We start from the raw sequence: 22,678 nt of genomic DNA on the forward strand, positions 1-22,678 counted from the left end.
ACCCACCGCCGTCACCGGTACCGCCGTAACGAAAGGACGACCCTATGAGCCCTGCCGTGGTCACCACCGAAAGCCTCAGCCGTGCCCTCGACGACATCGTCGACCGGGTACCGGGAGCCCAGTTCGCGGCGGTGCTCTCGCCGGACGGGATCCTGCTGGGCTCCTCCCGGGGCATCGAGAACGAGCTCGCCGAACAGCTGTCCAGCATGGTCTGCGGACTTCAGGCGCTCGGTCTGGCCGCCGCCCGGGTGTGCGGCGACGGCGAGCTGCACCAGGTTGTCGTGCAGATGTCCCGGGCGTTCCTGTTCCACGCCACCACCGGCAACGGGGCGATCCTCACCGTCGGGATCGACGGTGACGCCGAGGTCGGCGACATGGCGTACGAAGTGGCGCTGTTCGCCGGGCAGGCGGGCCACCACCTGCCGGTGTACCTGGAACCGGTGGCGAGCGGCGCGCATCGGTGAGGCCGACCGCGGCGGCGTGACCGGTCAGCGGTTGCGCTGCCCGTCGTACGGCGGGGCCGGGTCGGCCACCTGCCACAGCTCCGCCGGCAGGTGCGCGATGACGTCGTCGTACTCGCCGGCGGCCACCGTCTCGCGGAGGGTGTCGAAGACCGCGCGGATGCCGGCCTGGGCCAGCTCCGGGTCGACGTCCGCCCGGCCACCGACCCGCTGCACGAACACGTCGAGCCCGAACCGCTCGGCGTCCTCGTGGGGGGCGAAGGCGTACGCCCGTAGCCCCTCGGGCAGTTGACCGGCGAGGTCCCGCGCCTCGCCCCCGTCGATCCGCTCGGCCAGGGTGGTCAGCGTGGCCCGCGCGATCGCGGCCGCCTGCTCGGCTGACGCCCCTGTGCGGTTTGCCACAGAGTCGATGAACTGGTTGTCGTCCACCTCGCCAACCCCCTTCTCGCCACGGATTCCGCGTCTACCCGGAAACCGGCGCATCAAACGGTGGTACAAAGCGCACGTCTTGTGCCCGGAGGCGGGAAACGGATACCGTCGCGCCGTCGCGGTAACGGGAAGCCGGTGTGAGACCGGCGCGGCCCTCGCCACTGTGACCGGGGAGCACGCTCCGACTTGCATGCCACTGGGCCCAACCGGGCCTGGGAAGGCCGGAGTACGCGACGATCCGGGAGCCAGGAGACCGACCCCGACGTGTGATCTCGTCCACGAGGTGTTGGAAGGGGAGGTCGACTCATGCATATCGCTGAGGGCTACCTACCACCGGTGCAGGCCGCGGCATGGTTCGCGGTCTCGACACCGTTCGTCATCCACGGCACCCGCAACCTGGTCCACCAGGTACGCGGAAACCCCGACGCGAAGCTGCTGCTCGGCGCGTCCGGGGCGTTCACCTTCGTCCTGTCGGCACTGAAGATCCCATCGGTGACCGGCTCCTGTTCCCACCCCACCGGCGTCGGTCTGGGGGCGATCCTGTTCCGGGCACCGGTGATGAGCGTGCTCGGCACGATCGTGCTGCTATTCCAGGCGTTGCTGCTGGCCCACGGCGGGCTCAGCACCCTCGGCGCGAACGTCTTCTCGATGGCGATCGTCGGCCCCTGGGTGGCGTACGGCGTCTTCGTGCTGGTTCGCCGGCTCGGCGGCGGCCTCGGGGTGTCGGTGTTCTGCGCCGCCGCCCTGGCCGACCTGGCCACCTACTGCGTGACCAGCGCGCAGCTCGCGCTGGCCTTCCCCGACCCGGACTCCGGGTTCGTCGGGGCGCTGGCCAAGTTCGGCTCCATCTTCGCGCTCACCCAGATCCCGCTGGCGATCAGCGAGGGGCTGCTCACCGTCCTGGTGGTCCGGCTGCTGACCCGGGTGAGCCCGCAGGAGCTACGCCGGCTCGGGCTGCTGCGTCGTCCGGCCACAACCGGGGGAGTGGCGGCATGAAGTCCTTCGGCCGGATCAACCTGTTGCTGCTGCTCGCCGTGGTGGCGCTGGCCGTGGCGCCGCTGGCGTTGGGGCTGGGCAGCGGCGAAGAACCGTTCACCGGTGCCGACGCCCTCGCCGAAGAGGCCATCGTCGCCGACCACCCCGACTACGAGCCGTGGTTCTCCTCGATCTACGAGCCACCGTCCGGCGAGATCGAGTCGGCGCTGTTCGCCCTCCAGGCCGCCCTCGGCGCCGGCTTCCTCGGCTACTACTTCGGGGTCGCCCGGACCCGGCAGCGGCTGCGCGACGAGCGGACCGCCACCGGGGACACGGCCGCCGACTAGTGCTCGCGTTGGACGCGGCGGCGTACGCCAGCCCCTGGCGGCGCCGCCACCCGGCGGAGAAGGCCCTGCTCGCCCTGGGCCTGCTGGGCTGCGCGCTGCTCCTGCCACCCTGGCCGGGAGCGGCACTGGTCGGCGTGACCGCGGCGGTGGCGCTGCTCGGGCCGGCGGCGCTGCCGCCCCGGCTGCTGGCCCGGGCGGCCCGCACCCCGCTGCTGTTCATCCTCACCGGGTCGGTGCCGATGCTGGTCGCGGTCTCCGGCCCGACCAGCGTCCGGTGGGCGCCGGACGGCGTCGCCACGGCCGGAGCCACCGCCGGCCGGGCCGCCGCCGCGCTGCTCTGCCTGCTGCTGTTCGCCGCCACCACGCCCCTGGCCGACGTGCTGCCCCGGCTGCACCGCATCGGCGTGCCCACCGCCGTCACCGAGGTCGCCGCGTTGATCTACCGGATGCTGTTCCTGCTGCTGGACAGCGTGCACGCGGTGCGGCAGGCGCAGGCGGCCCGGCTCGGCTACCGCACCTGGGCCAGCACCTACCGGTCCCTGGCCGGGCAGGCCGGCGCGGTGTTCCTCCGGGCCTTCTCGCTGGCCCGCCGGCTGGAGGAGGGGCTGGCCCTGCGCGGCTACACCGGCTCACTCGCGGTACGCACCGAGGTCCGGCGGCCGTCGGCGGCGTTCCTCGCCACCACCGTGCTGCTGCTGGCCGCCCTGGTGCTGGCCACCCGGATGCTGGTGGTGACAGGGTGAGCACACCGCTGCTGGAGCTGCGCGCGGTCGGCTTCGGCTACGAGCCGAACCGGCCCGTCCTCACCGGGGTGGACCTCGTGGTGCCGGCCGGCCGACGGATGGCCGTGCTGGGACCCAACGGCGGCGGCAAGACCACCCTGTTCCGGCTGATGGTCGGCGCGCTGGCCACCGAGAGCGGCACGGTGCTGGTCGGCGGGGTGCCGCTGTGCCGGAACCGGGCCGGCCTGCTCGCCGTACGCCAGCAGGTCCAACTCGTCCTCCAGGACCCCGACGACCAGCTGTTCGCGGCAACCGTCTTCCAGGACGTCTCCTTCGGACCGGTCAACCTCGGCCTCGACGACGACCAGGTACGCCACCGCTGCGCCGAGGCCCTCGCCGCGCTGGAGATCAGCGACCTCGCCGACCGGCCCACCCACCTGCTGTCGTATGGGCAACGCAAGCGGGTGGCCATCGCCGGCGCGGTGGCGCTGCGCCCACGGGTGCTGATCCTCGACGAGCCGACGGCCGGGCTCGACCCGTCCGGGGTGGAGGCGCTGCTGCGTACCCTCGATGCCCTGCACCGGGGCGGCACCACGCTGCTGCTGGCCACGCACGACGTCGACCTGGCCTACCGCTGGGCCGACGAACGCGTGCTGGTGGCGCGCGGGCACGTCCGGCAGGGGGTGACCGGCGCCGAACTGGCCGGCGGCGAACTGCTCACCGGGGCCCGGCTGACGCCCGCCTGGGCGCCGGTGGTGCACCGGCTGCTGGACCGTACCCCCGGTCTGGCCGGCGCCCGGCCACGCACCCCGACCGAACTCGCCCACCTGCTGGACCCAGGTCCCGCTGGGCGTGCGGGCGGCCGCTCCGGCGAATGACGGCCGCACCCATGTGTCGCCCGGAAGCGTGATGTCACACAGACATGAATATGTCGGTGTGACATCACGCTGCGGTGGCTATCGGAGCTCGCAATTGCCCATCGCATCGCGCTCCCACTCGCTTCCTGCGAAGTCGACCGGTCGGCTGACCTCTCTGACGTGCTTGTCGTCGGTCTGCACCGATATTCGTATCGGCAACGGCTCCGGCTGGAATGCGATCGAGCACTCGAATCGCAGCTCGACCACGAGCTGAGCGGTGCCGCCAGGGGGCAGCAGACGGGGCTGTCCAATGCTGTGCATCACGACGCCCGGCCGCTCTCCTTGCACCCCACGAACCGTGATCGACACGGGGCCGGCGTTGACCAACATCAACTTCCCGGACACGCCGACCGATTCAGACGAGACGGTCGAGCCGTAGTTGCCCACAACAGGTAAGGCCACGAGTGCGACCACACCGGCCCGCTCCCGCCGATCACGCGAGTCTCGCAGCGCGCTGACACCAGTGCCGCCCAGCAGAACGCCGACCACCAGCGCCGCGACGAGCCGCAACGCCATCTTCCGTCTGGCCATGAGGCGGTCGGGAGTGGCGGTGACCGCCTCCGCCGGCTGGTGATTCTGCTCGTCCAGGTCGATCACTGCATGCTCCGCGACATGCGCGTCAGCCTAAGGGTCCCCGCACCCGGGGCAGTGCCCGGCCGGTCCCGCGCTGCTGGGTGCCGGTGAAAGCTTCCGGAAGGACCTTGACGCATTCGAGGCGATCATTACGATCTGCGCAATGCGACGGAATCGCCGGGAGCACGCGTGACCACCCCCGACCCGACCGATGTCCACCCCGCCTGGCTGCCGCCCGCCGCGTACCGCGCGGTCGGCTCCCGGCACACCCTCGTCCACGGCGACGGCCCGCTCGTCGACACGGTGTTCGCCGAGGTCCAGCGGGCCTGCGCCGAGCACGGCGGCACGGTCCGCCGGACCGGCGACGGCCCACCCGTACAGCTCGTGCTCGCCCTGACCGCGCACCGATCGGCGGCCCGGCCCGACGCGACCCCGACCGCCACCCAGTCCGGCCGGACCCCGAACGCCGCCCGGCCCGGTTCGCCCGAGACCGCCGTGCGGCCGGGCTGGACCGAAGCCGTCGACCCGGGGCCGCTCGGGGTCAACGTCGACGCGGCTCGGGCCGACCTCGCCGCGGCCGGGGGCGGGCCGCTCGGCCCGGAAGGTTTCGCCGTGGTCCGCCCCGGCGAGGTCACCGTGGTGCTGGCCGACGACCAGGCCGGGCTCCTCTACGGACTGTTCCAGGTGGTCCGCCTCGGCGAGGCGGCGTACGGGCCGCCACATCCGGCGCGGGTGCACCGGCCGGCGATGCGCCGGCGGATGCTCGACCACTGGGACAACGTCGACGTGCACCCGGTGATGGGGCAGGTCGAGCGCGGCTACGCCGGCGGGTCGATCTTCTGGCGGGCCGGTCACCCCCGGCGCGACCGGGACCGGGTCCGGGCGTACGGGCGGCTGCTGGCCGCCTGCGGTGTCAACGCGGTGTCGGTGAACAACGTCAACGTGCACGCCACCGAGGCGCGTCTGCTGACCGACCGGCTCGACGAGGTCGCCGAGATCGCCGACCTGCTGCGGCCGTACGGCATCCGGGTGCACCTGTCGGTCACCTTCGCCGCGCCCGTCGTCCTCGGCGGCCTGCCCACCGCCGACCCGCTCGACGAGGCGGTGCGGGAATGGTGGGCCGAGACCACCCAGCGGGTGTACGCCCACATCCCCGACTTCGGCGGGTATGTGGTGAAGGCCGACTCGGAGGGGCAGCCCGGCCCGTTCAGCTACGGCCGTGACCACGCCGACGGGGCGAACCTGCTGGCCGGGCCGCTGGAACCGTACGGCGGCGTGGTGCACTGGCGGGCCTTCGTCTACGACCACCGGCAGGACTGGCGGGACCGCTCGACGGACCGCGCCCGCGCCGCCCACGACCATTTCGCCCCGCTCGACGGTCGGTTCCGGGACAACGTCATCGTGCAGGTCAAGCACGGCCCGATGGACTTCCAGACCCGGGAGCCGGTCTCGCCGGTGATCGCGGCCATGCCCGGCACCCGGCTGGCGGTGGAGTTCCAGGTGACCCAGGAGTACACCGGCCAGCAGCAGCACGTCTGCTACCTGGCGCCCTGGTGGAGCGAGCTGCTGCGGTTCGCCCCCTGGGGCGACGGCGAGCGGACCGTCGCCGACGTGGCCGCCGACGGGGGTGGCCTGGTCGCGGTGTCCAACGTGGGCGACGATCCGTTCTGGACCGGGCATCCGCTGGCCCAGGCCAACCTGTACGCCTTCGGCCGGCTCGCCTGGGACCCGAAGCTGCGCCCCGAGGCGGTGCTGGACGAGTGGCTCGACCTGACCTTCGCCCCGGCGACGTCGGCCGACCCCGCCCTGCTGCGGCGGACGCTGCACCAGATCATGGACGACTCGTGGCGCAGCTACGAGCGGTACACCGCCCCGCTGGGCGTGGGCTTCATGGTCCGCCCCGGGCACCACTACGGCCCGGACGTCGACGGGTACGAGTACACCCCGTGGGGCACCTACCACTTCGCCGACCGCGACGGCGTGGGCGTGGACCGTACCCGCGCCACCGGCACCGGCTTCACCGGCCAGTACCCGCCGCCGTGGTCGCAGACGTACGAGTCGCTCGCCGCCTGCCCCGACGAGCTGCTGCTCTTCTTCCACCACGTGCCCTACGACCACGTCCTGCACAGCGGCAGCACGGTCGTCCAGCACATCTACGACACCCACTTCGACGGGGTGGCCGAGGTCGAGGCGACGTGCCGGCGGTGGGAGTGGCTCGCCGGGCTGGTCGACCCGACCGTGCACGCCCGGGTCACCGAGCGCCTGGCCGAGCAGTTGCGCTGCGCTCAGGAGTGGCGGGACCAGGTCAACGCCTACTTCCACCGCAAGTCCGGCGTCCCCGACGCCCACGGCCGCCCGCTGCACTGAGTCACGCCGAGTCGGCCAGCCGTCCCGGGGCGCAGCGCCACTATCCGTGCGAGCCGGTACTTCCCATGCCAAAATCCGGCAATGACTATTCGCCGTGCGGTGCCCGATATCACCACCGCCGACCCGGTCGTGAGCAGCGGCTTTTACCAGCTTCTGGGCTTCCGCGAGGAGATGAACCTGGGCTGGGTGGTCAACCTGGTCTCACCGTCCAACCCCACCGCCCAGGTCATCCTCATCACCAAGGATGCCGCGGCCTCCGAAAATCCGGACCTCAGCGTGGAGGTCGATGACGTCGACGCCGCCTACGAGGCGGTACGCGCGACGGGCGCAGAGATCGTGCACCCGATTACCGACGAGCAGTGGGGCGTCCGGCGCTTCTTCGTCCGCGACCCGGACGGCAAGGTGGTCAACGTCGTCGGCCACCGCTGACGGCGGGTTGCCGTCCGTGGGCTCTAGGGACCGGCGATCGGACGAGGTCGGCGTTGCGATACCGTCAAGGTGCCCACACCGGCGTCGACCAGTCCGCGTCCGCCGGCTGGCGATGGTCCGCAGGGTGCCCTCACGAATCCAGGGAGATACCGATGGCGGAGCCTGAGCCCGTTCAAGACGCCCACGCCGAGGACGCCGACACGCCAACCACGGGCGAGACCGAGACCGAGACCGACGAGCCGGCCGTTTACGCAAATCGGGCTGCCCGACGCGCGAAGGGGAAGGTCGCCTCGTCTCAACCGTATGGAAAGGGTCAGCACCTCGGCGGTCGGGGCTCGGTCCAGAGCCCGCGTCGGTGGGGTAACCGCCGAAGCGGCTGATCCGTTGGCGGAGCCTTCGGCGGCACACGGCTCCCGTGCCCTTTCAACGCTCTCTTGAGCGCCACGACCTGATCCCCGCGGTCGCCCGTCGTGACGTGACACCCATGAACCAAAGCCGGAAAGGCCATCACGATGAGCAAGGCCGTCGATTACGACGCACCGCGTCGACCCGTCGTCGAGGTTGAAGACGACAGCCTGGAGGAACTCAAGACGCGCGGAGCGGCGTCGCAGTCAGCGAGAGTTGACCTCGACGAGGCCGAGGCTGCCGAGAACTTCGAGTTGCCCGGCGCGGATCTGTCCGGCGAGGAACTGACCGTGGCGGTCGTACCGATGCAGCCGGACGAGTTCCGATGCGCGCTCTGCTTCTTGGTGCATCACCGCAATCAGCTCGCCGTGGTGCCCGACGGCCGGGAGGTCTGCCGGGAGTGCTCCTGACATCCCACGGTCAGGGCACCATTTGCCGCCATTCCGGACGACGACTACCCAGCCATGCGTCGGCGAGGATCTCCGCAGAGGCCCGACTCGGACAGGGGTACAGCTTCGACCGGCCTGCGGTGCCGCCGGTTTGCGCCTCTACTTCCCATTGCTGGCCGTCGGTGCGGATGTAGACGTCGCGACGCCCTCGCGGACTCCGGTCCCCGTTCCACCAGTGACGTTCGATTCTCACCTGCTGACCGTATAGCATCGCGAGATAGCGCCGCCCGCGGCAAGGCATGCCCGCTGCGGCGGCTCACCGGCCGGCAAGGTGTGGCCGGGCTTCCCGCCAGATACTCGACGGTTCGCACCGTTCGGCCGTCCACGTGGTCGATGTCAGGCGGCCACGTCGGCGGTACCGCTTCATTATCGCCAGGTGGGCCGGCCATGCCACGAACTGCTGTAGGGCATTCCGGTCCCGCCAGACCGATACCGAACCGCAATGGTGGGTCAGGGAGTTGGGTGGAGCTACTCCTCGCGGACCACGCGGACCCCGTGGCCGTCGAGCCGCAGTGGCTCGCCGGGCTCGACCCGGGCACCGGTGAGCAGGTCGACGCCGCCGACGGTGGCGGTCACCTGCACCGGCTCGGCGTCGTGGTTGAGCAGGAACCGTAGCCGCGTCCCGTCACCGGTGACCCGCACGGTGGTCTCCAGGCCCGGCAGGTCCGGGTACGGTCCGGTCAGGCCGTGGTGGTCGAGCACCTGCCGCACCACCCAGGACACGCCGGGCTGGTCCAGCGCCGTGCCGACGTACCAGCCGTGGCCGGCGCCGTACGCGTGGCGGGTGACCGCCGGGGTGCCCGCGTAGAAGTCGGCCTGGTAGCTGCCCACCACCTCGGCACCCTCGGCGATGACCAGCTCGAACACCAGCCGTGCGGCGACCTCGACCCGGTCGGCGCCTTCGCCCAGGCAGACCGGGTTGACCACGTCCGCCTCGCGGGCGTCCCACTCGTCGACCCGGACACCCAGCAGCGGCCCCAGCGGGCCGGGCACGTCCATCAGGAACGCGTTGCCGTCCACGTCCACCCGCCCGGACAGGAACGTGGTCAGCACCGACCCGCCCCGCTCGGCCACCCCGGCCAACCGCTCGGCCAGGTCGCCCTTGACCATGTGCAGCGCCGGAGCGACCACCACCTGGTAGCCGGAGAGGTCCGCGTCGACCGCGACCACGTCGACGTCCACCCCGGCCTCCCACAGCGCGCGGTAGTAGGCCAGCAGCACCTGCTGGTAGCGGACCAGCCGGGACGGGCCGTCGGATATCTCCAGCGCCCACCAGCTGTCCCAGTCGAAGAGCAACGCCACCCGGGCCGGGGTCCGTGCGCCCAGCGTCGCGCCGCCGAGCCGGCCCAGTTCCGCCCCGAGTTCGGCGACCTCCCGGAACACCCGGGTGTCGGCGCGGCCGGCGTGGCCGATGACCGCCCCGTGGTACTTCTCGCACGCCCCGCGTGACGCCCGCAGCTGGAAGAACAGCACCGCGTCCGCGCCGTGTGCGACCGCCTGCCAGCTCCACAGCCGCATCACCCTGGGCCGTTTGAGCTGGTTGACGTCCCGGCAGGCCGTCATGCTCGGCGTCTGCTCCATCAACCAGAACGGCTGCCCGCCCTTAAGGCCCCGCATCAGGTCGTGGCTCAGCGCCGCCCAGTGTGGCGAGCTGTCGTCGGGCGGGTAGTTGTCCCACGAGACGAAGTCCAGCTGCTCCGCCCAGCGGTGGTAGTCGATCGGCCGGTACATGCCCATGAAGTTGGTGGTCACCGGCAGCTCGCTGGACTCGCGGATCGCCGCCTTCTCGTCGCGGAAGTTGGCCAGCATCGCCTCCGACATGAACCGCCGGTAGTCCAGGGTGATGCCCTGGAAGGCGGTGTGGTCCGGCCCCCGCCAGTGCTCGGTCAGCGCCGACGGCGGCTCGATCTCGTCCCAGTCGGTGAAGGTGTGCGACCAGAACGTGGTGTACCAGGCCGTGTTCAGCGCCGCCAGGGTGCGGTAGCGCTCGCGCAGCCAGTCCCGGAAGCCCGCCGCGCACAGCTCGCAGTAGCAGGCACCGCCGTACTCGTTGCCGACGTGCCAGGCCACCACCGACCGCTTGTCGGCGTAGCGGCCGGCCACCCGGCGCGCCAACTCGGCTGACAGCCGGCGGAACACCGGGGAACTGGGGCAGGAGTTGTGCCGCTGCCCGAACCGGTGCCGACGCCCCTCGAAGTCGACCCGGGTCACCTCCGGGTGGGCGCGGGCCAACCACGCCGGGTGGGCTCCCGTGCCGGTCGCCAGGCAGATCATGCGACCCTGCGCGGTGGCCCGCTCGACGATGCGATCCAGCAGGGCGAAGTCGTACACCTCCGGGGCCGGCTGGGTCAGCGCCCAGTCGAACACGCCGAGGGTGACGGTGTCGATGCCGGCCAGGTCGAACAGCCGGTAGTCGTCGCCCCACACCGGCTCGGGCCACTGCTCCGGGTTGTAGTCGCCGCCGAACGGCACCTTCGGCGTGACCGGCAGACTCACCTCACGAACTCCTTCCGGATGGTGGCGATCATCGGTTCACCGCCGCGGACCAGGGCCAGGGCCAGCACCGAGCCCAGTGCGGCGAGCGCCGCCTCCGAGGCGACCAGGGTGAGCATCGTCGCCGCGACCAGCAGCAACGCGGTGCCGACCGGCACCAACGGGGTACGCAGCACGAAGTACCCGGCCAGCCGAATCACGTCGGGCAGCCGGAACGTGAACAGCGAGGTGATCACCAGCGCGTTGACCCCGACCACGGCCACCCCCGCGCCGACCAGCACCAACGGCACCGCCCACCAGGCCGGGACCCCGGCGGCCGGCAGGTTGACCAGGTTCACCGCGATGACGGTCAGCCACAGCAGCGTCGGCACCCAGACCAGCAGCGAGCCGGCCAGGTTGGCCCGGTAGCCGCGCCAGAACAGCCGCCACGGGTGCAGGTCGGTCAGGTCGAGGCGCTGGCGGTGCAGCGCGTACACCGCGGCGGACAGCGCCGGGCCGAGCGGCACCGCGCAGACGGCGACCAGCGGCAGGTTGCTCACGTGGCGCTCCAACGCGAACAGCGCGGCCAGGCCGGGCGCCGCGCAGAGCAACAGCAGCAACTCGACCACCAGCAGGGTGTAGACCAGCGCGGCCCCCCGCGACAGCGGCCCCTCGCCGAACTCACGCCGAACCGCGGTGCTCACGACGGCTCCCGGCCGAACAGGCGGCGCTCGTCCCACCATGGTGGTGTCTCGTCGGTCACCGGGGTGACCTCGGCCAGGGTCACCTCGTGCCGGGTCAGGTGCAGGTCCAGCTCGACGCGGCCGGCCACCACCGGCAGCGACGCGTGCCGCCGGGCCGGCTCGGCGGCCGTCCGCAGCAGGTCGAGCTGGTACGCGGTCGGCGAGGCCGGGCGGCCCAGCTCGCACCACGCCCGCCAGGCGTTGCCCGCCTCCTCGCTGACCGAGGAGCGCAGCAGGAAGGCGGTACGGGCCGGGGCCACCGGCAGCGACAGGCGCACGGTGTGCCCGTCGACCGGGTCGCGGCCGGTGACGTCGACCGGCGCCCAGGCCAGCACGGTGACCCGGCCGGAGTCGTCGCGGGTGACCAGGTGGTCCGCGCCCCGGGCGAGCACCTGGTCGCCGAGCCGGCTCATGAACGCGTACAGGTGGTAGGTGGGTTTCTTGATCTGGCGGTGGGTGAGCAGGCCGAACCCGCCGTGGAACAGCGTGGTCGGCACCCCCTGCTCCTCGAACATGTCGCTGAACGTCCAGTACGCGAAGGAGTCGACCAGGTCGCCGCCGCCGGCCAGCACCGGGGCGAGGTAGGCGGCGTGGAACGCGGTGTCGTGGATCGGGTTGTCCGGCCGGTAGGAGGAGTTGAACTCGGTGACGTGCACGGGCAGCTCGGCGAGCGGGGTGCCGGCGAGCTGTTGGCGCGGGCTGGCGAACTGTTCCAGCAGCCGGGCCGCCGGGGCCAGGGTCTGGTGTACGCCGAACGGCACGTGCTGGGCCGGCCCGGAGGTGTACGCGTGCCGGCTGACGAAGTCGACCGGCACCGACCGGTCGGTGACGAACTCGGCGAACCGGGGCAGCCAGTCGTCGCCGGCACCGGGGGAGAGCGCCGGGCCGCCCACCTGGAGTTCGGCGTCCACCTCCTTGACCGCGTGCGCGGTCACCTCGTACAGCCGGTGGTAGGCGCCGGCGTCGGCGTCCTGCCAGAAGTCGGTGAGGTCGGGTTCGTTCCACACCTCGATGGGCCAGCCGCGCACCTCGGCCAGCCCGTACCGGTCGACGAGGTGACCGACCGTGGCCCGGACCAGGTCGGCCCACTCGGTGTGCGAGCGGGGCGGGGTGACGTTGCCGCGCCACCAGAACACCGTCTGGTCGCCACTGGCCAGGTCGGCGGGCATGAATCCCAGCTCCAGGAACGGCCGGATGCCCAGTTCGAGGTACGCGTCGACGACCTGGTCGAGGTACGTGAAGGCGTGCCGGACGTGGCGCTCGCCCCGGTAGTCGTACGGGCGGTGCACGCCGACGCCGTCGCTGAACAGCCCGTGCCCACGGATATGCCGGAAGCCGATCTCGCGTTGGATCAGCGCGAGAGAGTCCTGGTAGTCGCGCCGCAGCGCCAGCTCGAACCGGCCGGTGCCGACGGCGAACCGCCACGCGTCGGACAGTCGGCCGCAGGGGTGCTCCGCAACGGTGATGCGCATCGTCGTCCTCGTGCTCGGTGCCTGCGGGGAGCCAGCCGGTCCGGTCGCACCGACACGACCGGACCGGCCAGGTGCTAGCCGTTCGCCTGCTGGTAGCGGTCGTACGCCTTGGTGACCGTCTCCATGTAGGCGTCCATGTTCTTGCTCTTCAGCTCCGCCAGGTAGGCGTCCCACTGGGCGAAGTCACGCTGCCCGAGGATGAACTGGAGGGTGGCCTGATAGACGTGGTCGCGCAGCGGGGTCTCCCAGAGCGACACCTGCTCCCGCTCCTCGTCGCGCAGCGGATACGGCGGCGGCGGCAACTTCGGGGTCCGGGCGTTCATCACCTGCTGGAACTCCTGCTCCTCCGGGGAGAAGAACGCCTGCACCAGTTCCGGGGTGCCGCCGTAGGCGAACACCCCGTTGTAGAAGCCGAAGTCCTTCTGCAGGTGCTTCGGGGCATCGGGGTTCAGGCCGATGACGTTGACGTCCGGCGCGAGGGTGTGCTTGCCGGCGGCGTCCTTGGTGAAGGTGGTGCCTTCCACGCCCCACTTGGCGAACTCCTGGCCCGCGTCGGAATACCACAGCCAGTCGACGAACTGCATCATCGCCACGAAGTTCTTGCTGTCCCGGGCCTTCGAGGAGATCATCATGCCGTTCTCCAGGCGGCTGGCTGGGTTGATCTCACCAGCCGGCCCGACCGGCAGCGGGATCTTCGCGATCTTGGCGTTGGCGTTCCTCGCCAGGTCCGGCCGGTAGTCGTTGACCACGGCCTGGGCGTTGGCGCTGATCACGAAGGACTTGCCGTTGGCGAGCTTCTGTCGGGCGACGTCGTCGGTCTGGGTGAAGCTCTCCGGGTCGAGCAGCTTCTCGGCGACCAGCTTGTTGAGGTACTGCAACATCTGCTTGTACTTCTCGGTGGCGCCGGTGTACTCGAACTTCTTCGCCTCGGGGTCCCAGCTGACGTGCTGGAAGTTCCAGCCCGCGCCCTCCAGCCCGTACGACACGGCCAGCAGGTTGAGCAGGTTGCCGGCCGGGTTGGGCTGGCTCCACCGGTCCGAGAACGGGTAGACGTCCGGATACTTCGCCTTCATCGCCTTGAGCACGGTGTAGAGGTCGTCCCAGGTCTTCGGGACCTCCAGGTTCAGCTCCTGCATGATGTCGGTGCGGACGGCCAGCGAGTAGTCGTGCCAGGGCTTCTCGTGCAGACCGGGCAGCAGATAGAACTTGCCGTCCTCCTGCCGGAGCGTGTCGATCTCAGGCTTCAGGTTCCACTTCTCGATCTTGTCCTTGAGGTTCGGCATCAGGTCGAGGTAGTCGCTGACCGGCAGGATCGCCCCGGAAGAGACGAACGTGTTCACGTCCGGCGGGTACGTCTTCGGGATGAGCAACGGCGCGTCACCGGCGCCGATGAGCAGGCTGCGCTTCTGGTTGTAGTCGCTCAGCGGCACGGCGACCGGGTCGAGCGTGACGTTGGTCCGCGAGGTCAGCTCCGACCAGAACAGCCAGTCGTTCTTCAGCGGGTAGTTCGGGTGGTTGTTGTAGAGGACGGAGAAGGACAGCGGCTCGGTGGCCTTGAACTGCGTACCGGCGGCGTACTCGGCCATCGCGCCGACCCGGTTCTCCGACAGGTCCTGGGCGTCGGACGGGTCGTCACTACAGGCGGCGATGCTGGTGGCCGCGAGCAGAGCGGCGGCGGCTGTGGCAACGCGGCGCCACGGTCTGCGGGACATGGCGGGTCCTCTCGGTTCGGTGGTGGGGGTGGGTGGACACGCTGGCTATCCCTTGACCGCGCCGAGCATGATGCCGCGGACGAAGTACCGCTGGACGAAGGGATAGACCAGGAGGATGGGCAGGGTGGTGAGCACGATGGTCACGGCCTTGAGGGTCGCCTCGGCCTGGACCTCGTTGGCCTCGGCGATCGCGCCGACGTTCTCCGCGCCGGTGGCCCCCGCGATCAGGTTGCGCAGGTAGACGGTCACCGGCCAGAGCTCCTGCCGGTCCATGTAGAGGAACGCGGCGAACCACGAGTTCCAGAAGGCCACCGCGTAGAACAACACCATCGTGGCGACGATGGCCTTCGACAGCGGCAGCACGATCCGCAGCAGGATGCCGTACGTGTTCAGCCCGTCGACGGCGGCGGCCTCCTCCAACTCGACCGGCAGGCTCTCGAAGAACGCCTTCATCACCAGCAGGTTGAACACGTTGATCGCGTTGGGCAGCGCGATGGCCCAGACGCTGTTCTTCAGGCCCAGGCTGGTGACCAGCACGTAGTTGGGGATCAGCCCGCCGGAGAAGAACATGGTGAACACCGCGATGCCGACCAGCGCGCTGCGACCCTTGAGGTGCTTCTTGGACAGCACGTACGCGTAGCAGGTGGTCATCACGATCGAGATGACCGTGGCGGCGACGGTGTAGACCACGGTGTTGCGGTAGTTCGTCCAGAACATCGAGTCGGACATCACCAGCCGATAGGTGTCCAGGTTGAACCCGCGCGGGACGAGGTTCACCTGGCCGGCGATGATGTACGCCTCCTCGCTCATCGAGCGGGCCACGATGTTGACGAACGGGTAGAGCGTCACCAGCACGACGAGGGTCAGGACGATCGCGTTGACCACCTGGAACACCCGGTAGCCCCGGGTCTGCCGGATGCCCCGCCGCCGGCGCGGCCTGGTCTCGGTGGCGCGCTCGGCGGTGTCGACGGTCACCACAGGCTCGTCCCCACCGTGCGACGGGCGATCAGGTTCGCCGACATGACGAGGATCAGCCCGATCACCGCCTCGAAGAGCCCGATCGCGGCGGCGTAGCTGAAGTTGCTGGACGCGAAGCCCATCCGGAACAGGTACGTGGAGATCACGTCGGCGGTCGGATACGTCAGCGGGTTGTAGAGCAGCAGGATCTTCTCGAACCCGACCGCCATGAAAGCGCCGATGTTGAGGATCAGTAGCGTCACCATGGTCGGCCGGATGCCGGGCAGGGTGACGTGCCAGGTCTGCCGCCACCGGTTGGCGCCGTCGATCCGGGCCGCCTCGTACAGGTCGTCGTCGATGGTGGTGAGCGCGGCGAGGTAGAGGATGGTGCCCCAGCCGACGGTCTGCCAGACCTCCGACGAGACGTAGATGGCCCGGAACCACTCGGGCCGTTGCAGGAACGGCACCGCCTCGCCGCCGGCCGCCCGCACTAGCTGGTTGATCGACCCGTCCATGGACAGCAGCTGCATGACCATGGCTGCCACGATCACGATGGACAGGAAGTGCGGCAGGTAGGACACCGACTGCACGAACCGCTTGAGCTTGCGGGCGCGTACCTCGTTGAGCAGCAGCGCGAGCACGATCGGCAGCGGAAAGCAGAACAGCAGGGTCAGCGCGCCCAGCACCAGCGTGTTGGTGAAGACGTTCCAGAAGGTGGGGTCGCTGAGGAACATCTTCACGTACCGCAGACCCACCCAGTACTCGCCGAAGATGCTGCCGCCGGGCTGGAACCGGCGGAAGGCGATCACGTTGCCGAGCATCGGCAGGTACCGGAAGACCAGGAAGAACAGCAGCGGCAGGATGGCCAGCGAGTACAGCTGCCAGTCCCGGCGCAGCGCCCGGCGCCAGGTCCGGCGCGCGGCGCGCGGAACCGGTGGGCGGGAAGCCGGCGGGCCGGGTGCCGGCGCCGGCGAGGTGACCGTGGTCGGCGTGCTCATCGCCGGCCCCGCGGCGCCGGTACGGCGGCGCGCTCGACGCGTACCCGGGAGACCAACTGCCGCTGGTGGCCGACCTCGCGTTCGTCGCCGACCAGCCGCAGCGGCAGGCTCGCCACGATGTCGCCGCTGGACCGGCCGAGACGCAGCTGCACGTCACCGGGTTCGACCACCCGCCGGCCGTGCACCCCGGTGAACGAGGTGACGTCGGCGGGGACGACGAAGGTGACCCGGGCCGCCGTGCCCGGCTCCACCGGCACCCGCGCGTATCCGACCAGGCGGACCACCGGTCGGGTGGTCTGCGCCACCGGGTCGTGCAGGTAGAGCTGGACCACCTCGGTGCCGGCCCGCGACCCGGTGTTGCGGATCGTGACGCCGACCGTCGCCTCGCCGTCGACCGCCCAGCTCACCGGCTCGCCGGTGGTGCTGGTGGCACCGTTGGCACTGGCCGGCTCAGCCGTGGGGTCGGCCGGCCCGGCGGTCGGGCTGGTGCCCACCGTGGCGTCGCTCCACTCGAAGGTGGTGTAGCTGAGCCCGTGGCCGAACGGGAACGCGGGCGTCGGGTCCACCGACGACACCTGGGTGCGGCGGCCCAGGGCGGGGGAGAGGTAGGTGCCCGGCTGGCCGCCGGTGTGCCGGGGCACGCTGACCGGCAGCCGCCCGGACGGGTCGACCTCGCCGGTGAGCACCTCGGCCAGCGCCTGGCCGCCGAGCTGGCCGGGGAAGAACGCCTGCACGATCGCACCGGCGCCGTCCACCGCCGCGCCGAGCGCGTACGGCCGGCCGGAGAGCACCACCAGCACCACCGGTGTTCCGGTGGCCAGCACCGCGCGTACCAGTTCGGCCTGCACCCCGGGCAGCTGGAGGTCGATCGCGTCGCAGCCCTCGCCGGAGGTGCCCCGACCGAACAGGCCGGCCCGGTCGCCCACGGCGAGCACGCACACGTCGGCGTCGGTGGCCGCCGCCACCGCCGCGGCGATGCCGGCGGTGTCGTCCCCGGTGATGGTGGTGCCCGGCACGTGGGTGAGCTGCGGATGCCGCCGTTGCAGTGCCTCGCGCAGCGACGGTATCTCCACCCCGATCCCGTGCTCGGGGTACTGCGGGCCCACGTGCAGCGGGAAGGAGTAGCAGCCGAGCATGGCCATCGGGTCGTCCGCGACCGGGCCGACCAGCGCGACCTGCTGGTCGGCGGCGAGCGGCAGCAGTCCGTCGTCGTTGCGCAGCAGGACGACGGACTGGCGGGCCAGCCGCAGGGCGACCGCCCGGTCGGCGTCGTCGTCCAGGCGCAGCCCGTCGACGTCGGCAGGCAGCGCCCGCCACCCGTCGTCGAGCAACCCCAGCTCGATCTTCTGGATCAGCACTCGGCGCAGCGCGCGGTCGAGCAGGACCTCGTCGACCTCGCCGGCGCGCACCGCCGCCACCAGCGGTGCGCCGAAGGTGTCCACGGTGGGCAGTTCCACGTCGATGCCGGCGCGCAGGGCGAGCCGGGCGGCCCCGCCGGCGTCCGCGGCGACACCGTGCAGGGTCTGCAGGAACCGGACGGCGAAGTAGTCGGCGACCAGCGTCCCGGTGAACTCCCACTGGTCCCGCAGCACCCGGGTCAGCAGCTCCTCGTCGGCGGCCACCGGCACGCCGTCGATCTCCGCGTAGGAGTGCATGATCGACCGGGCGCCGCCCAGCCGCAGGGCCATCTCGAACGGCGGCAGGATCACGTCGGCCAGTTCCCGGCGGCCCATCGGCACCGGGGCGAGGTTCCGTCCGCCCCGGGAGGCGGAGTAGCCGGCGAAGTGCTTCAGCGTCGCCACCACGCCGGCCCGTTCCAGCCCGCGCACGTACGCCGCACCGACCGTGCCGACCAGGTACGGGTCCTCGCCGATCGTCTCCTCGGTTCGCCCCCAGCGGTAGTCGCGGGTCACGTCCAGCACCGGGGCAAGGCCCTGGTGGACCCCGGCGGCCCGCATTGACCGGCCGATCCGCCCGGCCATCTCCTCGACCAGGTCGGGATCGAAGGCCGCACCCCAGCTCAACGGGGCCGGATAGACGGTGGCGCGCCAGGCGGCGAGGCCGGTCAGGCACTCCTCGTGGACCTGGGCCGGGATGCCGAACCGGCTGGCCGCCACGATCTGTGCCTGGGAGGCGGCCAGCGACCGGGCGCCGAGGACCGGGTCGACCGGTGCGGTGCCGAACGGCCGGGTCAGCTGCCCGAGGCCGTGCCGGATCGCGTCCGGCCAGGGCGGGGTGTGCTCGACCATGTCGGTCTGGTGGGGCGCGACGCCCTCACCGGAGGCGTCGGCGCCGACCCAGAGACCGACCAGCTGGGCGGCCTTCTCCTCCAGCGACATCAGCGGGATGAGCGCGTCGGCCCGTTCGTCGGGCCGCAGCCCCGGGTCACGCCACCGATCGGCGTCCGGTGACGCCGGTCGATCGTCGACGGGCAGCTGACTTGTCATGCGAACCCCTCTGGCCGCGCCCGGGAGGTCGTCCCGGCCGGCCACGCCCACCGCCGTGGCGCACGGCGATTCTCGAAAATTTCGATAACCAGCTCGGCATCTGTGTCGGGAATTTATGGGCGTCGAAGAGACGTGTCAAGGGTTCGGGGACATGCTGTTCACGCTGCACCTGCTGCGCAGGCAAGCGATTGCCTGATGCTCGGCGCCAGTCCCACCACCATCGACTTCCGTCATCGCCTACCCGCCGACGCCGTGCTACAGTTCTCCGAAATTTTCGGGAGCGTTGCAGAGGATCGGATGACTGACGACCGATCGCCGACCGGGCTCGGCTCCACGACGATCGCGACCATCGCGCAGGAGGTCGGCGTGTCGTCGGCGACCGTCTCCAAGGTCCTCAACGGGCGGTCGGACGTCGCGGCCGGGACCAGGGCGCGGGTCGAGGCCAGCCTGGAGCGACACCGCTACCGTCGCCGCGCCCGGCGGACCACCGGCGAGGGCCAGATCGACCTGGTGTTCCACGAGTTCGGCTCCGACTGGGCGTTGGAGATCATCCGTGGGGTCGAGGCGGTCACCTCCGCCACCCAGCTGAACGTGGTGCTGTCGCAACTGGGTGGCGCGCACCGGCCGCCGCAGTCGTGGGTGGACGCACTGATCGCCCGGCGCCCGCTCGGCGTACTGCTGGTCATGTGCAACCTGACCGACCAGCAACGGCAGCAGTTGCAGCGCCAGGCGATCCCGGTCGTGGTGGTCGACACCGACAGCGCCAGCTCGGCCTCGGTGCCCACCGTCGGCTCGAACAACTGGAACGGCGGCCTGCTCGCCACCCGCCACCTGCTGGAGCTCGGGCACCGCCGGGTCGCGATCATCTCCGGTCCGCCGGACGTGCTCTGCGCCCGGGCCCGCACCGCCGGCTTCCGCTGCGCCCACGAGGAACTCGGCGTACCGGTCGACCCCGCCCTGGTCCGCGCCGGGAACTTCCACCTCGACGCCGGCTACACCCACGGCATCGAGCTGCTGAGCCGGCCGGACCGGCCGACCGCGATCTTCGCCGGCTCGGACCTGCAGGCGATGGGGGTCCTGCGGGCGGCCCGGCAGCTCGGTCTGGACGTGCCCGGCGACCTGTCCGTGGTCGGCTACGACAACCTCCCGGTCGCCGCCTGGATCGGCCCGGCACTGACCACGGTCAACCAGCCGCTGCGCGACATGGCCGGCACGGCGACCCGGATGCTGCTCGACCTCGCCCGCGGGGTCGCCCTGCCGCCGAGCCGGATCGACCTGGTCGCCGAGCTGGTGGTACGCGAGAGCACCGCACCGCCGCCACCGACCTGACCGCTCACCTGCGAGGATCCATGCCCCTGTTCGACCTGCCCCTCGACCAGCTGCGGCAGTACGCTCCCGCCGTGCCGGAGCCCGCCGACTTCGACGCGTTCTGGCGGGCCACCCTGCGGGAGGCGGCGGCGCGGCCGGTGCTGGTCGACGTCCGTCCCGAGCCGACCGACCTGCGCCTGGTCGACAGCTGGGACGTCACCTTCGCCGGGTTCGCCGGTGACCCGGTCCGGGCCTGGTACACCCGGCCGTCCGGAGTGGACGAGCCGCTGCCGGTGGTGGTGGAGTACGTCGGCTACGGGCGCGGCCGGGGCCTGCCGCACGAACGCCTGACCTGGCCGGTGGCCGGCTACGCGCACCTGCTGATGGACGCCCGGGGGCAGTCCGGCCAGTACGGCGTGGGCGACACGGCCGACCCGCACGGCGCCGCGCCGGGTGGGCCGTGGCCGGTGACCCGGGGCATCCTGGCGCCGGAGGGCTACTACTACCGGCGGCTCATCACCGACGCGGTGCGCGCGGTCCAGGCGGCCCGGGCCCTGCCCGGAGTCGACCCGCAGCGGGTGGTGGCCGCCGGCAACAGTCAGGGCGGTGGGTTGGCCCTCGCGGTCGCCGGGCTGGTGCCCGATCTCGCCGCGCTGATGAGCACCGCGCCGTTCCTCTGCCACGTCCAGCGGGCCATCGAGATCACCGACGCCGCACCGTACGGCGAGATCGTCAACTACCTCGCCGTCAACCGGGACGCGGAATCCGCGGTGCGGCGCACGCTCTCCTACGTGGACGGCGTCTGCTTCGCCCGTCGGGCCTGCGCGCCGGCCCACTTCGCGGTCGGGCTGCGCGACACCGTGTGCCCGCCGAGCACCGGGTTCGCCGCGTACAACCAGTACGGTGCGGCCAACGGCAGCGCGGAGCCGGTCGCCCGGACCATGCACGTGTACCCGTTCAACGGCCACGAACACGGCGACGCCACCCACGTACGGCGCCAGCTGCGCTGGCTCGCCGGCGTGCTCGCCGAGCCCGCCCCGGCGGTCCCGCTGGCCGACGGCGCGGCGCTGGTCGGCTGATCGATTGCCGGTCGGCGCTGCCGAAACTTTCGGAGCCGGCGTCCTGGCCAGCGCGACCGTCCTGCCGTGGGGCGGGCCGGCTCCGGAGGGGAAGTGCGGTCCACAAAAGACGCCCGGAGTGCGTTGAGCTTTCGGACGTGTTTCGATACTGTTTTCGATAGAACAGCCTCGAACTACTCATGATGGCCGGCTGAGTGCACCGGCCGGCGCGGCTCCCGGGCGACCGCGTCGGCGACGGGGAGGGCCATCGTGCTGGGCAGTGGTCGGGGCCGGCTTCCCATCAGCACGGCTTCGTCGAAAGGCTCATGCCATGAACAACGCCTTCGCCCGCGCCAGCGGGCGCCCGGCGACCCGACTGCGACCGCGTACCGCGCTGGTCTCGGCCGCGGTCGGTCTCGCCGTCGTCGCCACCAGCGTGGTGGTGGCCTCCAGCGCCAGCGCGGCGACCACCCTGGGTGCGTCCGCGGCCGAGAAGGGTCGGTACTTCGGCGCCGCGGTGGCGGCGTACAAGCTCTCCGATTCGACCTACGTCGGCATCCTCAACCGCGAATTCAACTCGGTCACCCCCGAGAACGAAATGAAGATCGACGCGACCGAGCCGCAGCAGGGGCAGTTCAGCTTCGCCAACGCGGACCGGATCGTCAACCACGCCCGGGCCAACGGCATGCAGGTGCGCGGCCACACCCTGGCCTGGCACTCCCAGCAGCCCGGCTGGATGCAGAACATGTCCGGCACCGCGCTGCGTAACGCGATGCTCAACCACGTCACGCAGGTGGCCACCTACTACCGCGGCAAGATCCACTCCTGGGACGTGGTGAACGAGGCGTTCGCCGACGGCGGCAGCGGTGCCCGGCGCGACTCGAACCTGCAGCGCACCGGCAACGACTGGATCGAGGCGGCGTTCCGCGCCGCGCGGGCCGCCGACCCGGGCGCCAAGCTCTGCTACAACGACTACAACACCGACGACTGGAGCCACGCCAAGACGCAGGCCGTCTACAACCTGGTCCGCGACTTCAAGAGCCGGGGCGTGCCGATCGACTGCGTCGGCCTCCAGTCGCACTTCAACCCCAACTCGCCGTACCCCAGCAACTACCGCACCACGCTGTCCAGCTTCGCCGCCCTCGGGGTGGACGTGCAGATCACCGAGCTGGACATCGAGGGCTCCGGCAGCACGCAGGCCGAGACGTACCGCCGGGTGGTCACCGACTGCCTCGCCGTCGCCCGCTGCACCGGCATCACCGTGTGGGGCATCCGCGACAGCGACTCGTGGCGCTCCGGCGGCACCCCGCTGCTCTTCGACAACAACGGCAACAAGAAGGCCGCGTACAACGCGACCCTCGAGGCGCTGAACGCGGGTGGCAGCACGCCGCCGCCCACCACTACGCCGCCGCCGACCACCCCGCCGCCCACCACGCC

At 71.3% G+C, this 22,678-nt stretch carries 19 protein-coding genes, 1 pseudogene and 1 riboswitch; of the genes and pseudogenes, 11 read left to right on the forward strand and 9 right to left on the reverse strand.

What is annotated here, in order from left to right; genetic code table 11:
• Positions 1–44: 44 nt before the first annotated feature.
• Entirely contained in the window at positions 45–464 is a 420-nt protein-coding gene (locus C1I95_RS08590) for a roadblock/LC7 domain-containing protein (RefSeq protein WP_111213254.1), read from the forward strand.
• Positions 465–488: 24 nt separating this feature from the next.
• Here C1I95_RS08590 and C1I95_RS08595 read toward each other — a convergent pair whose 3' ends face one another.
• A complete protein-coding gene (locus tag C1I95_RS08595) occupies positions 489–890 on the reverse strand; it encodes a DUF2267 domain-containing protein (protein ID WP_111213255.1) in 402 nt (133 codons plus the stop codon).
• Positions 891–992: 102 nt separating this feature from the next.
• Positions 993–1,166, forward strand: a riboswitch (cobalamin riboswitch).
• 30 nt (positions 1,167–1,196) lie between these two features.
• Between C1I95_RS08595 and C1I95_RS08600 the strand changes: the two genes are divergently transcribed.
• From C1I95_RS08600 to C1I95_RS08615, 4 genes and pseudogenes are all read left to right on the forward strand, one after another.
• Entirely contained in the window at positions 1,197–1,886 is a 690-nt protein-coding gene (locus C1I95_RS08600; protein WP_111213256.1) for an energy-coupling factor ABC transporter permease, read from the forward strand.
• Positions 1,883–2,196 (forward strand): annotated as a pseudogene (locus C1I95_RS08605) (energy-coupling factor ABC transporter substrate-binding protein); the annotation flags it as partial. The gene C1I95_RS08600 and the pseudogene C1I95_RS08605, both read left to right, overlap by 4 nt.
• A 15-nt stretch (positions 2,197–2,211) precedes the next feature.
• Positions 2,212–2,955, forward strand: coding sequence for a cobalt ECF transporter T component CbiQ (gene cbiQ / locus C1I95_RS08610; RefSeq protein ID WP_111213258.1), 744 nt, complete (start codon positions 2,212–2,214; stop codon positions 2,953–2,955).
• Entirely contained in the window at positions 2,952–3,812 is an 861-nt protein-coding gene (locus C1I95_RS08615) for an energy-coupling factor ABC transporter ATP-binding protein (protein ID WP_111213259.1), read from the forward strand. Before cbiQ ends, C1I95_RS08615 begins: the two co-directional genes overlap by 4 nt.
• A 78-nt stretch (positions 3,813–3,890) precedes the next feature.
• Here the strand turns inward: C1I95_RS08615 and C1I95_RS08620 are convergent, their stop codons facing one another.
• Positions 3,891–4,448 carry a hypothetical protein gene (locus tag C1I95_RS08620; RefSeq protein ID WP_111213260.1) on the reverse strand — a complete coding sequence of 186 codons (558 nt, stop codon included), beginning with the start codon at positions 4,446–4,448 and terminating at the stop codon, positions 3,891–3,893.
• A gap of 165 nt (positions 4,449–4,613) precedes the next feature.
• On the opposite strand from C1I95_RS08620, the gene C1I95_RS08625 reads away from it, so the two are divergent.
• The 3 genes from C1I95_RS08625 to C1I95_RS08635 all read left to right on the forward strand — a co-directional run bounded on the left by C1I95_RS08625 (position 4,614) and on the right by C1I95_RS08635 (position 8,035).
• The gene (locus tag C1I95_RS08625; RefSeq protein WP_111213261.1) at positions 4,614–6,791 is read left to right on the forward strand and encodes an alpha-glucuronidase; all 2,178 of its coding nucleotides are present in this window, start codon (positions 4,614–4,616) and stop codon (positions 6,789–6,791) included.
• 81 nt (positions 6,792–6,872) lie between these two features.
• Positions 6,873–7,220 carry a VOC family protein gene (locus tag C1I95_RS08630; RefSeq protein ID WP_111213262.1) on the forward strand — a complete coding sequence of 116 codons (348 nt, stop codon included), beginning with the start codon at positions 6,873–6,875 and terminating at the stop codon, positions 7,218–7,220.
• 512 nt (positions 7,221–7,732) lie between these two features.
• Positions 7,733–8,035 (forward strand): DUF4193 domain-containing protein, encoded by a 303-nt coding sequence (locus C1I95_RS08635; RefSeq protein ID WP_111213263.1) that lies wholly within the window; start codon positions 7,733–7,735, stop codon positions 8,033–8,035.
• Positions 8,036–8,542: 507 nt separating this feature from the next.
• On the opposite strand, the gene C1I95_RS08645 is transcribed toward C1I95_RS08635, so the two are convergent.
• The 7 genes from C1I95_RS08645 to C1I95_RS08675 all read right to left on the reverse strand — a co-directional run bounded on the left by C1I95_RS08645 (position 8,543) and on the right by C1I95_RS08675 (position 18,875).
• On the reverse strand, positions 8,543–10,570 hold the full coding sequence (locus C1I95_RS08645) for a beta-galactosidase (protein ID WP_111213264.1): 2,028 nt from the start codon (positions 10,568–10,570) through the stop codon (positions 8,543–8,545).
• Entirely contained in the window at positions 10,567–11,250 is a 684-nt protein-coding gene (locus C1I95_RS08650) for a DUF624 domain-containing protein (RefSeq protein ID WP_233513432.1), read from the reverse strand. Before C1I95_RS08650 ends, C1I95_RS08645 begins: the two co-directional genes overlap by 4 nt.
• The gene (locus C1I95_RS08655) at positions 11,247–12,761 is read right to left on the reverse strand and encodes a GH39 family glycosyl hydrolase (protein ID WP_111213266.1); all 1,515 of its coding nucleotides are present in this window, start codon (positions 12,759–12,761) and stop codon (positions 11,247–11,249) included. The genes C1I95_RS08650 and C1I95_RS08655 overlap by 4 nt, the downstream gene beginning before the upstream one ends.
• A gap of 74 nt (positions 12,762–12,835) precedes the next feature.
• On the reverse strand, positions 12,836–14,473 hold the full coding sequence (locus tag C1I95_RS08660; protein WP_111213267.1) for an ABC transporter substrate-binding protein: 1,638 nt from the start codon (positions 14,471–14,473) through the stop codon (positions 12,836–12,838).
• A 45-nt stretch (positions 14,474–14,518) separates the two neighbouring features.
• Complete coding sequence (locus C1I95_RS08665) at positions 14,519–15,448, reverse strand: carbohydrate ABC transporter permease (protein ID WP_233513433.1); 930 nt, start codon at positions 15,446–15,448, stop codon at positions 14,519–14,521.
• Positions 15,445–16,428 carry an ABC transporter permease gene (locus C1I95_RS08670; RefSeq protein ID WP_111213269.1) on the reverse strand — a complete coding sequence of 328 codons (984 nt, stop codon included), beginning with the start codon at positions 16,426–16,428 and terminating at the stop codon, positions 15,445–15,447. The genes C1I95_RS08665 and C1I95_RS08670 overlap by 4 nt, the downstream gene beginning before the upstream one ends.
• Positions 16,425–18,875 carry a beta-glucosidase gene (locus tag C1I95_RS08675; protein WP_111213270.1) on the reverse strand — a complete coding sequence of 817 codons (2,451 nt, stop codon included), beginning with the start codon at positions 18,873–18,875 and terminating at the stop codon, positions 16,425–16,427. The genes C1I95_RS08670 and C1I95_RS08675 overlap by 4 nt, the downstream gene beginning before the upstream one ends.
• A gap of 297 nt (positions 18,876–19,172) precedes the next feature.
• Between C1I95_RS08675 and C1I95_RS08680 the strand changes: the two genes are divergently transcribed.
• From C1I95_RS08680 to C1I95_RS08690, 3 genes are all read left to right on the forward strand, one after another.
• The gene (locus C1I95_RS08680; RefSeq protein ID WP_111213271.1) at positions 19,173–20,204 is read left to right on the forward strand and encodes a LacI family DNA-binding transcriptional regulator; all 1,032 of its coding nucleotides are present in this window, start codon (positions 19,173–19,175) and stop codon (positions 20,202–20,204) included.
• 20 nt (positions 20,205–20,224) lie between these two features.
• The gene (locus C1I95_RS08685) at positions 20,225–21,262 is read left to right on the forward strand and encodes an acetylxylan esterase (protein WP_111213272.1); all 1,038 of its coding nucleotides are present in this window, start codon (positions 20,225–20,227) and stop codon (positions 21,260–21,262) included.
• 310 nt (positions 21,263–21,572) lie between these two features.
• Positions 21,573–22,678, forward strand: a 1,106-nt coding sequence (locus C1I95_RS08690) for a glycoside hydrolase family 10 protein (protein WP_111213273.1), incomplete at its 3' end; no start/stop codon positions are given.

This window comes from Micromonospora craterilacus (genome assembly GCF_003236315.1).
Lineage (GTDB): Bacteria > Actinomycetota > Actinomycetes > Mycobacteriales > Micromonosporaceae > Micromonospora > Micromonospora craterilacus.

Excerpts from the sequence above, each read along its gene's own strand:
- C1I95_RS08660 (WP_111213267.1), bottom strand. The coding sequence starts at position 14,473 with ATGTCCCGCAGACCGTGGCGCCGCGTTGCCACAGCCGCCGCCGCTCTG.
- C1I95_RS08685 (WP_111213272.1), top strand. The coding sequence starts at position 20,225 with ATGCCCCTGTTCGACCTGCCCCTCGACCAGCTGCGGCAGTACGCTCCC.
- C1I95_RS08630 (WP_111213262.1), top strand. The coding sequence starts at position 6,873 with ATGACTATTCGCCGTGCGGTGCCCGATATCACCACCGCCGACCCGGTC.
- C1I95_RS08675 (WP_111213270.1), bottom strand. The coding sequence starts at position 18,875 with ATGACAAGTCAGCTGCCCGTCGACGATCGACCGGCGTCACCGGACGCC.
- C1I95_RS08635 (WP_111213263.1), top strand. The coding sequence starts at position 7,733 with ATGAGCAAGGCCGTCGATTACGACGCACCGCGTCGACCCGTCGTCGAG.
- C1I95_RS08590 (WP_111213254.1), top strand. The coding sequence starts at position 45 with ATGAGCCCTGCCGTGGTCACCACCGAAAGCCTCAGCCGTGCCCTCGAC.
- C1I95_RS08670 (WP_111213269.1), bottom strand. The coding sequence starts at position 16,428 with ATGAGCACGCCGACCACGGTCACCTCGCCGGCGCCGGCACCCGGCCCG.
- C1I95_RS08655 (WP_111213266.1), bottom strand. The coding sequence starts at position 12,761 with ATGCGCATCACCGTTGCGGAGCACCCCTGCGGCCGACTGTCCGACGCG.
- C1I95_RS08680 (WP_111213271.1), top strand. The coding sequence starts at position 19,173 with ATGACTGACGACCGATCGCCGACCGGGCTCGGCTCCACGACGATCGCG.
- C1I95_RS08600 (WP_111213256.1), top strand. The coding sequence starts at position 1,197 with ATGCATATCGCTGAGGGCTACCTACCACCGGTGCAGGCCGCGGCATGG.